Origin of the sequence: Paenibacillus sp. FSL W7-1332 (genome assembly GCF_037969785.1) — a bacterium.
Lineage (GTDB): Bacteria > Bacillota > Bacilli > Paenibacillales > Paenibacillaceae > Paenibacillus_AQ.
Genome location: NZ_CP150209.1, coordinates 2,875,083 through 2,891,003, shown reverse-complemented (window position 1 = coordinate 2,891,003; position 15,921 = coordinate 2,875,083). Strand labels below are relative to the sequence as shown.

General features: G+C 48.4%; 12 protein-coding genes. 2 read left to right on the top strand and 10 right to left on the bottom strand.

Annotated features, from left to right (window positions below; genetic code table 11):
• Positions 1-55: 55 nt before the first annotated feature.
• Positions 56-778: an amino acid ABC transporter ATP-binding protein gene (locus MKX98_RS12840; RefSeq protein ID WP_194542092.1), complete on the bottom strand. Its 723-nt coding sequence runs from the start codon at positions 776-778 to the stop codon at positions 56-58.
• Complete coding sequence (locus MKX98_RS12835; RefSeq protein ID WP_194542091.1) at positions 765-2,207, bottom strand: ABC transporter substrate-binding protein/permease; 1,443 nt, start codon at positions 2,205-2,207, stop codon at positions 765-767. Before MKX98_RS12835 ends, MKX98_RS12840 begins: the two co-directional genes overlap by 14 nt.
• A gap of 557 nt (positions 2,208-2,764) precedes the next feature.
• Between MKX98_RS12835 and MKX98_RS12830 the strand changes: the two genes are divergently transcribed.
• Positions 2,765-4,516, top strand: coding sequence for an alpha-glycosidase (locus tag MKX98_RS12830; RefSeq protein WP_339223267.1), 1,752 nt, complete (start codon positions 2,765-2,767; stop codon positions 4,514-4,516).
• Positions 4,517-4,636: 120 nt separating this feature from the next.
• Here the strand turns inward: MKX98_RS12830 and glgA are convergent, their stop codons facing one another.
• A complete protein-coding gene (glgA, locus tag MKX98_RS12825) occupies positions 4,637-6,076 on the bottom strand; it encodes a glycogen synthase GlgA (protein ID WP_339223265.1) in 1,440 nt (479 codons plus the stop codon).
• Positions 6,073-8,049, bottom strand: coding sequence for a 1,4-alpha-glucan branching protein GlgB (gene glgB / locus MKX98_RS12820; protein WP_339223263.1), 1,977 nt, complete (start codon positions 8,047-8,049; stop codon positions 6,073-6,075). The genes glgA and glgB overlap by 4 nt, the downstream gene beginning before the upstream one ends.
• Positions 8,050-8,271: 222 nt before the next feature.
• On the opposite strand from glgB, the gene MKX98_RS12815 reads away from it, so the two are divergent.
• Complete coding sequence (locus tag MKX98_RS12815) at positions 8,272-9,486, top strand: glucose-1-phosphate adenylyltransferase (RefSeq protein WP_194542087.1); 1,215 nt, start codon at positions 8,272-8,274, stop codon at positions 9,484-9,486.
• 154 nt (positions 9,487-9,640) lie between these two features.
• On the opposite strand, the gene MKX98_RS12810 is transcribed toward MKX98_RS12815, so the two are convergent.
• The 6 genes from MKX98_RS12810 to MKX98_RS12785 form a co-directional block, all read right to left on the bottom strand.
• Positions 9,641-10,168 (bottom strand): GNAT family N-acetyltransferase, encoded by a 528-nt coding sequence (locus MKX98_RS12810; RefSeq protein WP_339223261.1) that lies wholly within the window; start codon positions 10,166-10,168, stop codon positions 9,641-9,643.
• Between the two features lie 168 nt (positions 10,169-10,336).
• A complete protein-coding gene (locus tag MKX98_RS12805; protein WP_220685736.1) occupies positions 10,337-11,791 on the bottom strand; it encodes a HAMP domain-containing sensor histidine kinase in 1,455 nt (484 codons plus the stop codon).
• Positions 11,788-12,486 carry a response regulator transcription factor gene (locus MKX98_RS12800; RefSeq protein WP_216531110.1) on the bottom strand — a complete coding sequence of 233 codons (699 nt, stop codon included), beginning with the start codon at positions 12,484-12,486 and terminating at the stop codon, positions 11,788-11,790. The genes MKX98_RS12805 and MKX98_RS12800 overlap by 4 nt, the downstream gene beginning before the upstream one ends.
• 3 nt (positions 12,487-12,489) lie before the next feature.
• Positions 12,490-13,809, bottom strand: a complete 1,320-nt coding sequence (locus MKX98_RS12795; RefSeq protein ID WP_339224422.1) for a hypothetical protein — start codon at positions 13,807-13,809, stop codon at positions 12,490-12,492.
• A 67-nt stretch (positions 13,810-13,876) separates the two neighbouring features.
• On the bottom strand, positions 13,877-14,596 hold the full coding sequence (locus MKX98_RS12790; protein WP_100536497.1) for an ATP-binding cassette domain-containing protein: 720 nt from the start codon (positions 14,594-14,596) through the stop codon (positions 13,877-13,879).
• An 83-nt stretch (positions 14,597-14,679) separates the two neighbouring features.
• The gene (locus tag MKX98_RS12785; RefSeq protein WP_339223257.1) at positions 14,680-15,861 is read right to left on the bottom strand and encodes an MFS transporter; all 1,182 of its coding nucleotides are present in this window, start codon (positions 15,859-15,861) and stop codon (positions 14,680-14,682) included.
• Positions 15,862-15,921: the final 60 nt, after the last annotated feature.

Below are 15,921 nucleotides of genomic sequence, written 5' to 3'. Positions count from 1 at the left end.
CCTGAAACAATCAGGTATAGCGCTGTTTTCGTCTGATGCAATGTAGATATAAAAGTTACAAAACCTTACTTAAAAACTCTTTCGTACGAGGATGGGTCGGATTGCCAAACAGCTGGTCCGGCGTACCTTCCTCTACGATTTTACCGCCATCCATGAACAGGATCCGATCTCCCACTTCCCGGGCGAAGCCCATCTCATGGGTGACGATGACCATCGTCATCCCGCCATCGGCAAGCTTCTTCATTACCTCCAATACCTCACCCACCATCTCCGGGTCCAGTGCGGAGGTTGGTTCGTCAAACAGCATGACATGCGGCTGCATCGCGAGTGCTCGCGCTATGGCGATTCTCTGCTTCTGTCCACCGGACAGCTGGGAAGGATAAGACTCCTTCTTATCCTGCAGCCCCACCGACTTCAGCAGCTCGTCTGCAGTAGCCTCGGCTTCCTTCGCCGAGACCCCCTTCACCTGAATAGGAGCAAGCGTAATATTCTCGATGACCTTCTTGTGAGGAAACAGGTTAAACTGCTGAAACACCATGCCCATTTTCTCGCGGGTAGCATTGATATTGTGATTCTTGGCGGTGATCAGCTCACCCTCGAACGAAATTTCGCCGCTGGTCGGCACTTCAAGCAAATTGAGACAGCGTAAAAAGGTGCTTTTTCCGGAGCCGCTCGGTCCGATGACAACCACCACTTCTCCTTTTGCAATCTCGATGTTAATACCCTTCAATATTTCCAGCTTGCCAAATGATTTATGAAGATCCTTAACGGTTATCACTTGCACTCAACTTCCTTTCCCAGACACCCAGAAGCTTCGAAAGAACGAATGTCAGTATAAAGTAGATCAGGGCAGCCACAAGCAGCGGATTTAATGCCGCAAAGGTCATGCCGCGCAAAATCTGGGCTTGATACATAATATCCACCACACCGATAAAGGAGACGATGGAGGATTCCTTAATGATGACAACAAACTCATTACCGATGGCAGGCAAAACGCCTTTTAACGCCTGCGGCAATATAATGTGGCGCATCGCTTTGCCCTTGGTCATTCCGAGGGAACGTGCGGCCTCCAATTGACCGCGGTCCACGCCTTGAATGCCGGCACGGAATATTTCAGCCAGATATGCCGCACTGTTGATAGAAAGCGTCAAAATACCCGACTGTATCGGTGAGAATTTAATATCGAACGCCGCCAAACTGTAATGAATAATAAACAACTGCACCAGCATCGGGGTACCGCGGATGATCTCGATATAAGCGGTAGCCAAAAACTTAAGGATTTTGACACCCGACATCCGCATTAAAGCGATAATCAGACCGAGAATGAATCCGAAGAATACACCAAGTGCCGAAATAAGCAGCGTAAACTGGATGCCCTTGGCATAATAATCGCGATATTTCCAAAAGAATTCAAATGTGTTCAGATTCTCTGCCTTACGACCTGCAGCCAGGTCACTGGCCTCGTCGACAAATTTCTGGATCTGGTCATTCTCCTTCAAGCGCTCAAGTGTAGCATTAATGCTCTTCAGCAGCTCTTCGTTCCCTTTACGAACCCCGATGGCATAGGCGTCGTTCTCAGCCGTCGGTTTAGCGTCCGTGATCGCCATCGTTGCTTCATTCATATTGGTCTTTGCGATCGGATACTCGGCGAGGACAACATCCACGCGTTCAGATTCCAGCTGCAGCAGCAGGTCCGGGATTTTATCCAGTGATATCACATTGGCTTTCGGGATTGTTTTTGCAATGGACTCCTGAATGGAGCTTTTCTGAACCCCGATCCGAGCTCCCTCCAGGCTTTCAAGCGTGTTGAACTTTAGCGCATCTTCCTTACGGACGACGACCGATTGTTCCGCTGCATAATAAGGCTCGGAAAAATCGATGCTTTTTCGGCGTTCTTCCGTCGGATTCATGCCCGATATGACGAAATCCACGCGTCCGCTCGTCAGCTCTGGCAAGAGTGCATCAAAGGAGGTGTCCTTAATAATGAGCTCGGCGCCAAGATCCTTGGCGATTTCCTTCGCGATGTCGATGTCAAATCCGACGATGGTATCCACGCCATCTATCGTTTTATGGAACTCATAAGGTGCATAATCGGCACTCGTACCGAGAATCACCGTTTTCTTCTCACCCTCCGCATGGACGATACTGCCAAAAGACAGCACAACCACCATGAACAGGGTCATCCACGCTGTAAATTTACGTTTCATATGTCTCGTTTCTCCCCTAACTGTTACGTATAGATTCAATCATAGAAAAAATGCAACTGAGTCATTATAAAACAGGATGCATGAATATGCAATGAAAATTCATCGGCTCTTATGATCATCATACTTCATATAAGCCTTACTAATTGCGTTTGTTTCATTATTTTAATACAATGGTCAATTCATCATACACATAGGATTATGTAACTCTTCATTCCTTTAATCATTTAAACAAATAAATTAGGGGGTAAAATCAGTAGATAGCCATTTTGTGGATAATACTTTGCCCATATAGCCAGTAGAGGGCCATACATTTCTTCCTTCATATTAATGTAAATACAGGACTTCAGCATTACCCATTAGGTGATAAGAGGATCTAGGGCAAACTCCTTTTTAATGATGCATAATCTATCCGTTCCCTTCCCATCTTATAATAGCGTATGAAATCCGGCACATGATAAATGAACGGTTCCCGGACTGTCTCTTTCACTCCATGATTCATGCAAGCCAGCAGTTGGTTATTAATTAGCTATAGCTTTACTCATATAGGAGGTGTAACCATGCTGTTAGAAGCACTGTATCATGTTCCAAGAGATAAATGGGCTTATGCATATGATACAAAAACCATTCATCTTCGGATCCGAACCAAGAAAAACGACATTGATTCTGTTGTTGCCATGACCGGCGACAAATACGATTGGGACCGTACGTACTTCGAGATCACCATGGAAAAGGCCGCCTCGGATGACATGTTTGATTACTGGGAATGCGGAGTCAGGCCGAAATACAAAAGACTGTCCTACGGCTTTCGGATTCATGCCGGAGATGAGACGGTATATATGGTGGACAGCGGGATTGGATGGGACTATCCTTATCCGCCTGCAGGTTACTTTGAATTTCCGTACATACATGAGGTCGATGTATTCAAAGTACCGGAATGGGCCAAAGAAGCCGTGTTTTATCAAATTATGACTGAACGCTTTGCTAACGGAAACCCCGCCACCAATCCTGAAGAAACCGAGGTCTGGGGCGGCAAGCCGGAGGTGGATAATTTCTTCGGCGGTGATCTGCAGGGCGTGCTGGATCATCTGGATGATCTCGTTGATCTGGGTATAAACGCCATTTATTTTACTCCGCTTTTCCTCTCCCCCTCCAATCATAAATATGACACGGTTGATTATAAACAGGTGGATCCGCACTTTGGCGATAATGAGTTGCTGAAAAAAGTAGTAGATTCTTGCCACGCAAAAGGCATTCGAGTGATTCTCGATGCGGTATTCAATCACTGCAGCGAGGAGTTTCCTCCCTTTCAGGACGTGCTGAAGCACGGGGAAAAATCCAGATATGCCGAATGGTTTCATGTGAACCAGTTTCCATGCGAGGTCAAGGATGGCATTCCCAGCTATGACACCTTCGGCTTTTTCGGAAATATGCCGAAATTCAATACCGCCAATCCTGAAGTGAAGGCGTATTTGCTGGGTGTAGCCGAATATTGGATCAAGGAAATCAATCTCGACGGCTGGCGTCTGGACGTTGCCAATGAAATTGACCATCATTTTTGGCGGGATTTCAGACAGGTAGTCAAGAAAGCCAACCCTGAAGCTTATATCGTGGGCGAGGTGTGGTCGGACTCCTTAATCTGGCTGCAGGGTGACCAGTTTGATTCCGTGATGAATTATCCTTTTGCCGATAAGGTCCTGGAATTCTTCAATGGCAACATGGACGGGCTCACGTTTGCCAACCGCATCGGTTCGATCCTGATGCGATATCCGCAGCAGACCAACGAAGTGGTCTTTAATCTGCTGTGCAGCCACGATACGCCGCGGCTGCTTACCCGTGTGGGTGGAGATATCCGGCGCATGAAACTCACGGTTGTATTTCTGTTTACATTCATGGGAACGCCGTGCATCTTTTATGGCGACGAAATCGGATTGACAGGGGACGGAGATCCCGACTGCCGCAAATGCATGGAATGGGATCCTAAGAAACGAAATCAAGAGCTCTATAAGTTTTATCAAGGGATGATCGCGCTTCGGAAAAAGCATAAGGCGCTGAGACAGGGACGCTTCCGCTTCCTGCAAGCGAATCTCCATGATCCTTGCATTGTGTACGAGCGTGCGGACGAGACCATGCATTTTATCGTCTGGATGAACAACAGCGACTCGAAGCGGACCATCTCGCATCCTATTGTCACGACCGATTGGATTGATGCCGAGACGAAGGATCCCGTAAAACCGGTAAACGGTACGATGCATATCGATTTAGAACCATACTCGTATCGAATTTTATGCCGACAATTGAAACATTCGTAAACCCATCTTATGTAAACCACTGACACCGTAAAATCCATACCAGGCTTTAACGAGCATAGGGGTGCAAGGATAGCAGCGTTATTCAGCTATCCTTTGCACCCCTGTGTCTTGTTGCCGTTTTTAAGCATGAAATTTGGTGATTTGCTGGTAGATCTCCTGATATTCCTTGGCCGAAACGTTCCAGCTGTAATCTCCGCCCAACGCATTCTTGCTCACTTTACGCCAGTGCTCAGGCTGGCGGTAAATAGCGGTCGCGCGCCGGATCGTGTTCATCATATCATGCGCATTGTAATCCTTAAAGGAGAATCCGTTCCCTTCCCACGTATATTCGTTGTATGCATGAACTGTATCATTCAGTCCGCCTGTTTCGCGGACAATCGGCACACTGCCGTACCGCATGGCGATGAGTTGGCTGATACCGCACGGTTCAAATTTGGAAGGCATCAGGAACAGGTCGCTGCCAGCGTAGAAGCGCCGAGATAACGGTTCATTAAAGCGAATCTGGGCCGACATTTTATTGGGATACCGATTCGCCGCTTCCCGGAACCAATGTTCATAAGAAGGGTCCCCCGTTCCCAGGACAACAAATTGAATCTCATCGTAGTAGAGCAGCTCATCCAGAATCCGAATGACCAGATCGAGTCCCTTCGAATCGACCAGCCGCGTCACCATGGACATCAACGGAATATGCGGTGCCACGGGAAGATTCAACTCTTCCTGCAAGGCAATTTTGTTCTGCGTTTTCTTATTCAGACCGCTCCGGTACTTCATCGCGATGTGCGGATCGGTCGCCGGGTTGTAGCTCTTGGTATCAATGCCATTCACGATACCGCTTAATCTCGAACCTTGGGCTGACAAAAGCCCATCGAGGCCGTATCCGTAATAACCGGTCTGAATCTCCGAGGCATAAGTCGGGCTTACCGTCGTTACATGGTCTGCATAGACGATGCCCGCTTTCATGAAATTTACGTTTCCGTAATATTCCACGCCTTCCGCTGTAAAATGGCGGCTGTGGATTCCAAGCAGATCGACCAGCACCTCGTACGGAAACACACCTTGATACAACAAATTGTGGATTGTAAATACGGTTCGGATTCCCGCATAGTAGGGATCATGACGGTAGACATCTTCAAGGAGAAGCGGAATCATGGCCGTATGCCAATCATGGCAGTGAAGCACGTCCGGCTGAAAGTCGATAACCGGCAATAGCTCAAGGACGGCACGGTTGAAGAACGAAAAGCGTTCGCCATCGTCCATGTAGCCGTAAATGCCGTCGCGGCCAAAATAATATTCATTATCTATGAAATAGATCGTGACCCCGTCCTCAACCAGGGACTCGATGCCGCAATACTGCTCGCGCCAGCCTACCCGAACCCGGGTTTCCCCTACATGCGCCATGCGCTCCCGGTAGTCCTCAGGAATTCCCCGATATTTGGGCAGAACCACCCGAATATCCTCGCCCATGCCATGAAGGGATTTAGGCAAAGCAGCGATCACATCCGCCAATCCGCCTGTTTTGATGTACGGTCCACACTCTGAGGCTGCAAATAACAATTTCAATCCTGCTTCCCCCTTTGATTTCGCTTGGTTTTTCGTGCCGTCTTTTCTTTTACTTTTGCCACCTTCAGTGAAACGTCCTCTTGAGCCCGCGGCTTTCTGGAACGCGGCTTTTTCTTTAATACCACCATACTCAGCGGAGGCAGCTTGATCTCCAGGCTGTATGTTTGGCCATGCCAGACCATTTTCTCCGCTTTCATGACTTCGTTATTGATCAGTCCGGAGCCGCCATAATCGGTGTGATCGGAATTCAATATTTCCACGTACTGCCCCGATCTCGGTAAGCCGATCCGATATTGGTCATATGCCCGGGGCTGAAAATTAATGACGATGATCAGTGTATCACCAGGTTTTGCGCCCACTCTCATGTACGATAGGACACTTTGCTCATGATCATCGGCGCTAAGCCACTCAAAGCCTTCCCACCTGTGATCCTGCTCCCACAGCGCCTTCTCCTCCACATACATGCGGTTTAACGCTGACGTATAAGCCAGCTGCTTCCGGTGGCTTTCGTAGTCCAGCAGCAGCCAATCCAGCTGCTCCTGATCCTTCCATTCAATGAACTGGCCGAACTCGCCCCCCATAAACAGCAGCTTCTTGCCGGGCTGGGTGATCTGATATCCGAGCAAAATCCGGAGGCCCGCAAACTTCTGTTCATAACTCCCCGGCATTTTATTAAGCAGTGATTTCTTCCCATGAACTACTTCATCGTGGGACAGCGGTAATGTAAAATTCTCTGAATAGGCATAACAAATGGGAAATGTTAGTAAATTATGATGGGTAGGCCGCTGATCGAATTCTTGCTCCACATAGGACAGCGTGTCATTCATCCAGCCCATATTCCATTTGTAATTAAACCCGAGACCTCCCTCGTGCACGGGTGCGGTAACCCCTGCCCATGCGCTGGATTCCTCGGCCATCATCAAGGCATTCGGGTAATACCGAAACACGGCTTTATTCAATTCCTGCAGAAAGGATATCGCTTCAAGATTTTCCACCCCACCATGCGCATTAAGGCTGTACTGACCTTCTCGCTTTTCAAAATCCAGCCGGATCATGCTTGTCACGGCGTCAACACGAAGACCATCAATATGATACATATCCATCCAAAATAAGGCATTGGAGATGAGGAATGAAATCACCTCTGGCTTGGCATAATCGAAAGACAATGTTCCCCAGCCCGGTTTCTCTGCTTTTTGCGGATCTGCGTACTCATAAAGAGGCGCCCCGTCAAACAGCCGAAGCCCGTGGGCATCCTTGGCAAAATGTGCGGGCACCCAGTCGAGCAGCACGCCGATACCTGCTTGATGCAGCTGATCAACAAGATACATGAAATCATGGGGATTTCCGTATCTGCTGGTCAGCGCAAAGAATCCGGTTCCCTGATACCCCCATGAAAGGTCATACGGATGCTCAGCCAAGGGCATGAATTCCACATGGGTATAACACATCTCCAGCAAGTAAGGAATCAGTTGGCCCGCCAGTTCGCGGTATGTATAGAACGAGCCGTCCGCCTTTTGCCGCCAGGTTCCAAAATGCATTTCATATATGTTCATCGGCTTGGTGTAAGGGGATTTGTTCTTTCTTTTCCATGCAGCATCTTGCCAATGATATCCAGAGAGATCGGTCACAACCGATGCCGTTGCAGGTCGAACTTCGGCTTGAAACGCGTATGGATCGGCCTTCAAGAACGTTTCTCCATACGGTCCGGTGATATGATATTTGTAATAAGTTCCAGTCTGCATCCCAGGGAAAAACCGACTCCAAATTCCCGAATCGGGTATCCTATATAACGTGTCTTGGGAACCGTCCCAGCCGTTCCAGTCTCCGGCAAGACCCACCTGCCTTGCATTTGGAGCCCATACCGTAAACCGCACGCCTTCTTCTCCATCTTCAGTTGCACGGTGTGCTCCCATGCATTGGTAACTGTGATACCAGGTTCCTTCATGAAATAAATACAATTGTTCCGGAGTCATGTTTCCTTCCCTAACTGCTTGGTTCAATCATCGTCACCCGCTTTTTCTTAAAAATCCATATTATTAGTGCTATTACCCCATTCTAACCATGTTGAAAATAAAAAATGTCCCTGAAAAATAATTTTGTAATTTTCATTTTACTTTTTCAATATAATCGTTTCAAACCCCGGGAATGTCGTTTATGTAATGTACAACGTGAAAATACATTGGGAGGGAAACGTGATGAAGAGAAAAGACTGTATTGCTATGCTTCTGGCCGGTGGAGAGGGTAAACGATTAGCTCCCCTTACGTCCAAGCTGGCAAAACCCGCCGTTCCTTTTGGCGGACATTATCGTATAATCGATTTTCCTCTCAGCAATTGTGTGAACTCCGGAATCGATACGGTTGGAGTACTTACACAATATGAGGCAGAATCATTACACGAACATATCGGTGAAGGTGAACCCTGGGGACTAACACATACAGGACGCGAAGGCATTGCTCTGCTTCCATCCAACAGTACACACCAAGATGGATACTTGGGTACAGCAGACGCCATTTATAAAAACATTCCATACATCGATGATCAAAATCCCGAACACGTCCTCATTCTATCCGGGGACCATATTTACCAGATGGATTACCGCGAAATGCTTGAAGCTCACATGAAACAAGCGGCTCCTGCCACGATCTCCGTGATGGAAGTGCCATGGGAAGACGCCAGCCGGTTTGGCGTCATGAGCGTTGATGACAATCTCAATATCACCCAATTTGCCGAAAAGCCGGCAGAACCGCAAAGCAACCTTGCCTCAATGGGCATTTATTTGTTCCGTTGGGATTATCTGAAGCAGCACCTCATTGAGGATGCGGCTGATCCAAACTCCAGCCATGACTTCGGGAAGGATGTCATCCCGAAGATGCTGTCCGGAGAAGAGTCGCTGCTTGCGTTTCGCTTCCAGGGCTACTGGCGCGATGTGGGCACCGTAGAGAGCCTCTGGGAAGCCCACATGGATGTGCTTAGCCAAAACGAGCTCGTTCTGGAGAGATCCGATTGGCCCATGTATACCCGTGCATGGAAGACCAAACTTTCGGCAGCGCGGACACGCAATGCGGAACACACGGACTGCTTGATTCATGACCAATGCACCTTCGAAGGAAAAGCCAAGAGCTCCGTTATATTCTGCGGTGCGGAGATCGGCAAATACTCCATCGTCAAGGACAGTGTGGTCATGCCGAATGCCAAAATCGGCAAAGGTGTCCATATCGAGCATGCTATTATTGGCGAGGGAGCGATCATCAAGGATGGAGCGATTGTAAAAGGAGCCCCTGGCAACGTTGTGGTCGTTGGACCTTACGAGACGGTGCTTCCGAAACCAACCATTCGTACCCAACCGTCCCGACTGCTTCAGGATGTATACGAAAAAGGACGCTTGCGGGCGAATGTCTCTTCATCTTAAACGAGTTTCTTCAACAGAATATTAGCTCTGAGATAAATCCTTCAGACTTTTATACAAAAAAGCGATCCGTGACGGATCGCTTTTTCTCATGTATCGTGCCCTGCTGACTGTGTCTTAAGCGCATGCGACATAGATTGGTAACACGGTAAAATTATTACATAAACCTCTTCTCATATAAATTCACGAAGCGACCACCCATATCCTGCTTAGCCACGAACAGAAATCCTTGGCGCTGATAAAATTGATTCAGCGTTGGCAGATGGGATACGCAATCCAGTCTGAAACCCTGTTTACCCATGGATAACAAATACGATTCCGCGAAAGAAATCATCTTTGTTCCCAGCTCCAGTCCCCGATAGGAAGCGCGTACGGTCAGCCGATGCAAATAACCATAGGCCGGATCGTCCCGACTTCCCCAATAGGCTGGATCCCTATACTGTAACGTAAACATGCCGACGGCCATGTCTCTATGCCATAGGATGAACACTTCACGCTCCGCCAGGTACTGCTCCATCAAGTCCAAGGAAAAGAGCGATGGACTCCACTGCTTGCGCCCTTGCTGCTCCATTACCTCCGCCGCTTCCTTGAGAAGCGACAGCATTTCCCCTGCCTGTTCTGCTTCAGCCGCCTTTAATTCAAACAGACCTTGCTCCGTAGAAAACGTTGCTGCTGTGTATCCCACTTCTGCACTCTCCCTTTTAAACAGCCCCACAAAGTGGAGTCTATCTATGCTTCGAAACTTGTGCCAAATACTTTGCGAGACCCGAATACAATACACATTACCCCACAAAGTGGAGCCTATGCTTACAGTTAATCTTAAGAAAAAGCTTTGCCGGTAACCCGGCAAAGCTTATACGGTCGGTCCGGCTACGTCATCCTCACCGTTCTCTAATCCGCCGGCCATCGGTATTTTCCCTTCAGGCAGCGGCAGCTTGACAATAACAGACGTTCCGTGCCCGAGCTCGCTTTCCATCTCCATCGTGCCTCCATGGAGCTCAATGAGCTGCTGCGTAATCGCAAGGCCCAGTCCCGTTCCCCCGTTAAGCGGATTAACCTGGAAGAATCGATCCTTTACCCGCCGGAGATGTTCGTCCGATATGCCAATACCGTGATCTTCCACGGTTACGATCACAAACTTGTCTTCCATAGCGAAGGACAGGTTGATCACGCCGTTCTCATGCGAGAATTTAACCGCGTTGTCCACAATGTTCAGAAACACCTGTTTCAACCGATTGGCGTCCCCATAGATAATCGGTTTTTCGTCGGACTCCAGTTTGATCTGGATGCCCCTCTTCTCGGCCTTTGTCCACAGATTGAGCATAATCTCTTGCAGAAGCTCCCGTAAATTCACGATACCCTTCACAAGTTTCATCTCATTCTGCTGGAGCTTGGAGAAGTCGAGCAACTCTTCAACAAGACCGATCAAACGATCGGTTTCCTTAGAAATAATCTGCATCCCGATCTTCGTTTCTTCCGGATCATAGCCACCGGAGTCGAGCGTTTCACTCCAGCCCTTAATGCTTGTGAGCGGAGTCCGCAGCTCATGCGAAATGGATGAAACAAAATCATCCTTTACCTGATTGCTTCGTACAATCTCCTGCGCCATGTAGTTCAGGGTTGACGACAGCTCACCAAGCTCGTATTTATAATCGCCTTTGATTCTCACGTTAAACCTGCCCTTGGCCATCTGCGCCGATACCGTGGTAATGTTGTTGAGCGGCTTTACGATGGAGTTGGCCAGCCCGATGCTGAAGGCAAGCACGAGCGCTAGCACGGCCCCACCGATGCTGACGGCAAACAGCGTGATTTTCATTAGCTTGTCGTTAATGAACTCAAGCGAAGTCACATAGCGAAGAATGTACGTTTTCTCAAATCCGTTCGAAACGGTTTGAGATACAGCCATTACGATCTGCCCCGTACCTTGCTGCTTACCAATCCAATGGCCCGTATTGCCTGCAAGCGCTTGGGTGACATCACTGGTCTTGATGGTCTGCTCGATTTCGAAACCGGTGGATGTGGAGAGAACTTGACCACCCGGATTCAAAATTTGAAGCTCCGTTGTATACAATTCAAAATGACGAATCATCTCACTCAGCTGGTTGACGTTGTCCGTTGACGTCAATCGGAAGGGCTGATAAAAAGCGTTGGCGGTATTTATATGATTCACAATATGATTGTATACCGTATCGTAATAATACGATCGTAAAGCGATTAGAAATATAACCTCAATCAGCAGCAAGGCGATGAACACTACCAGGAAGTAGTGCAGCACGATTTGCCGCCGAATGCCTTTTTTGATGATCATTGTCCCTGACCCTTCCATTTATAGCCGTGTCCCCATACCGTCTGGAGGTATTCCGGCTCGGAAGGATTGCCTTCGATTTTTTGGCGTAATCTCCGAATGTTCACGTCCACGATTTTGGGGTCACCCATATATTCTTTGCCCCATACATGATCGAGCAGCACATCACGACTAAGCGGCGTGTTTTCTTTCTCCAGGAAAAACTGCACCAGCGAAAATTCTGTTGGCGTCAGCTCCACCGGCTGCCCGTTCTTCTTAAACTGCTTGGAGATCAGATCCAGCGTAAACGGACCTGATTGAAACGATACCTTGGCGGTTCCCGCACGCTGGACATTCACCCTCCGCAGCAGAGATTGCAGTCTGGCGATTAACTCCGTTGGACTAAACGGTTTGCTTACGTGGTCATCGGCCCCGACGGAGAGAGCATACACTTTATCCTGCTCCTGAACTTTTGCCGTCAGAAAAATAATGCCGATCCGCTCATTCGTTTCCCGAATTCTGCGGCATACTTCAAATCCGTCAATCCCCGGTACCATGACATCGAGCAAAGCGATATCGATATCTGGCGTCGTTTGCAGCAAGCGGAGGGCTTCATTGCCGTCCCCAGTCTCCAGGACTTCAAAGCCGTTTCGTTTCAAATTAATGACGATAAAACTGCGGATAGATTCTTCATCTTCTAATATGAGCACTTTACTCAAGGTCTAGTTCCCCTTTCTTTCGATAGGAGCCACATTATTACTGCTTGGCTTTTTATCTTTTTTACTCAGTTTCAGATCGCCATGACTTCGGTAAGCAATGACGCGGTTTTTCTCCTTCACCAAAATCTCCCAATCGGATTCGGCTTTTCCCCACTGGGCCTTTGAAAAGAATTTAATCTCGGCAACGGATTCTCCCGTGTCGGTCATGACAAAGTTTAAATAAGCATTTTTGTTGGATTCCGGTGTGATGGTAATCTTATTGTACATGTCGGGCGGAAAGTCCAGATAGAAGCGATTATTCATATCGTAGTACCGCTGGAGTACGAATTGAAGCCCTTCTTTTTCATTGCTCTCCCGTACTTCTCCGTCCCACTGGAAGTACGTGGTGAAGAACGGGATCTCATCCAGGATAAGCCGATCTTCCCAGCCGCTTGGTCTTGTAAGAACACCAAACTCTAGAATACCGTCATCATTCACATCTTCGCTCTCAACAGGCAGTTCCTTATAGGTAAGCAATTCATCCTGGAGGACGTCAATAAACTCGTTATCCTCCATAATGATGAGCTTGGAATAAGAGGAGTTGGATACAACCGATGCGTCCAAGATGATACCTTCTTTGTCCTTGGCCACTTTCCCTGCGACAACATTGTAATAACTTTCGATATTGGGTCCCAGATCCAGCTTGTTCAGCTCGACAAAGGCATCTTCGAATTTGTCGTATTGATAGGTGCTGATATATGAGAGCTCCTTCTGCTGAAGATAGACAACCGTAATATCGTTGATCTTATCACCGTTCATATCTCCGATATTAAAGTTCGAATATGGCAAAGCCGGTATTTTTTCGAGTGAATCCCCTGAGAATGAATACACGGCCAGCAGGTTCTGAAGATTCTCGTCTCCGCGGGAGAAGCCAGCTACGATGTCGACCTTGCCGTCATTCGTAAAATCGACGAAATCAAAAGACTCCAATACCGTCCCTTCTCCGTCGAAATCAAGCTTCTTCACCCATGTATCGCCTTGCTGCTGCATAATCATGCCATGGATTTTCACTTCATCGTCCGGCGTCTGATAGAAGACGACAGCTTCCATAATTCCGTCATTGTCCAAGTCATGAATACGGATTGAACTGCTATCCACGTCACTTCGCGGCCGGACAATGGAGCCTTCCAGCTTATTCTTCAGAAGCGCAGATTGGATGGCGCCATTCAACGTCGCTTTATCCGTCGGCAAATCCGGTTTCTTCATTAAGGAGACCGGGTCCTCCTGAATAAACGTACAGCCGCTTATGATCAATAATAACAAGCCTGCCAAAAGGGCTTGCATCACTCTATATTTCAATAAGTATCAACTCATTTCTATTCATTCACCTGGCGTTTTTGGTGATCGATAATTACAGTCTTGACTTCTCGCCATGGGTTAAACGTCTTCCGGTCACATCCACGGCCAGCTCTCCGCCGGATAGACCCATGATCCGGGTGCAATACTTCTCGGCCAGCTCCAAGGGTATCACGGTAAATACGGTTAAACGTTCTTCCTCGCACAAGGTTTTAAGTGTCTTCAATACATGCTCGGCCGAAGCTGGATCAAGTCCCGTGACCGGCTCGTCCGCCAAAATCACCTTGGCACCATGCACAAGTGCGCGGGCAATAGCTATCCGCTGCTTCTCTCCGCCGCTTAACTCACCGGCCTTGCGTTTGGCCTTGTCCAACAACCCAAGGTGCTCAATCGTATCCATAGCTCCCATATAATCATCAGATCGGACCATCCCGGTTACCATTCGCCACAGCGGTGTCTGGCTGGATTGTCCGATCAATACATTCTTAAGTGCCGTTCGATTAACATTCAAGGACGGGTTCTGCTCAAGATAAGCCCATTCCCGGCGAATTCTCCGTTTTCCCGCAGGATTCATCATATCTTCGCCATCAATCGTTAATTTGCCGCCGTCCCATTTTTGCTGCATGGATAGACAGCTCATTAACAAGCTTTTCCCGCTTCCGCTAGCACCGATCAGACCGATCATTTCCCCGTGCTCCATCTGAAAAGTGATATCCTTTAACACCGGTGTGCGTTCAGGACCCATCGTTTTCTTCAGCCGATCCACTTTAATCATGTTATCGTCTCTCCCCGTCAAGTGCATATTCCTACTCTCTAGTTTAGAAGAAAGCGAAAGCAATTGCCATGAGAACAGATGTTCTATCCCTGTGTTGATGCAGTTTTGACTTTAAACCATAATCCCGTACACGCAAACAGAATATACAATCCTCCAAGCAGAACGAAGATCCCCCCGTTCCACCCTGTTTCCATGATGGCGCCCCCGGCATTCGGACCTGCTATGCTGCCCGCATTAAAATGGAAGGAAGCTACGACGTTGGCAGCCGGCAGCAGCACTCTGGGAAGGATATCCGCCGCATAAGCCAAACCAAGCGAGAAGAAGGAACCAACCAGTCCGCCGGCCAGCGTTAGCAATATTAAGGTTGCCCAGAAATTCGTTCCCGCCACGGGAATGAGCAAGAAACAGCATCCGCCCACAATACCGGCAATCGCCAGCACCCGTTTGCGGCCGAATTTATCACTCCAAATGCCGAGCGGAAGCTGCAACACCAGACCGCCGATGCCGACAAAAGGAAGCAATGCTGATATTTCGCCCAATGTAAATCCGCTTCTTAAACCGTAGACCGGGAAGTTGCTGTTAATTCCTGCTTCCATATAGCCGTAGAGAAACGCGGGAATCAATGCAAACCAGGCCAGGCGGTAGCTTTTGAGATATCGTCCAGCCGGCTGCTGCTCCCCATTCTCGCTTTTTTCCGGCTTCAGGTTCGGAAGTTTAAAGAGCACGACCAGCAGAATGAACAAGAACAGCACCGCCAGAATTATAAACGGTACCGCTTCGCCATACTTTAGCAGCGGAATGCCCAGCGGTCCTATACTGAATCCCAAACCGTAGGACATGCCGTAAAAGGATATGCTTCGCCCCCGGTTCTTCGTCGTAGACATCATCAGCACCCATAGCTGTGCCGCATAATGAAGTGCGCTGTCCCCAATACCCACAAGCACCCGCAGTACAAACCAGACGGCCACGCTCGGAATCAGCGGAAAGGCGACCAGTGACAGCATCACCAGGACCAGTCCCGAAATGATCAGTTTTTTGAAACCGACCCAGCCGAGAAGTCTTTCCGCAACAAGCGTCATCGCAAATGAGCCTACATATAAGGCCGCCGCGTTCAATCCGTTCATGGAGGATGAAATGCCCATCCGTTCTAAAAAAATAGCCAGCACCGGCAATAACAGTCCCTGGCTTAAACCAGCCGCAACCACGACGGCAATTAAAATGAAATAATGAGTTCTCCCCTGACGGGGGGTTACAGCTTCTGTCACTGAAATATAGTCCTCCTCTAATGTGAAAAAACGATGAATTTAAACAGTCAGATGAACATT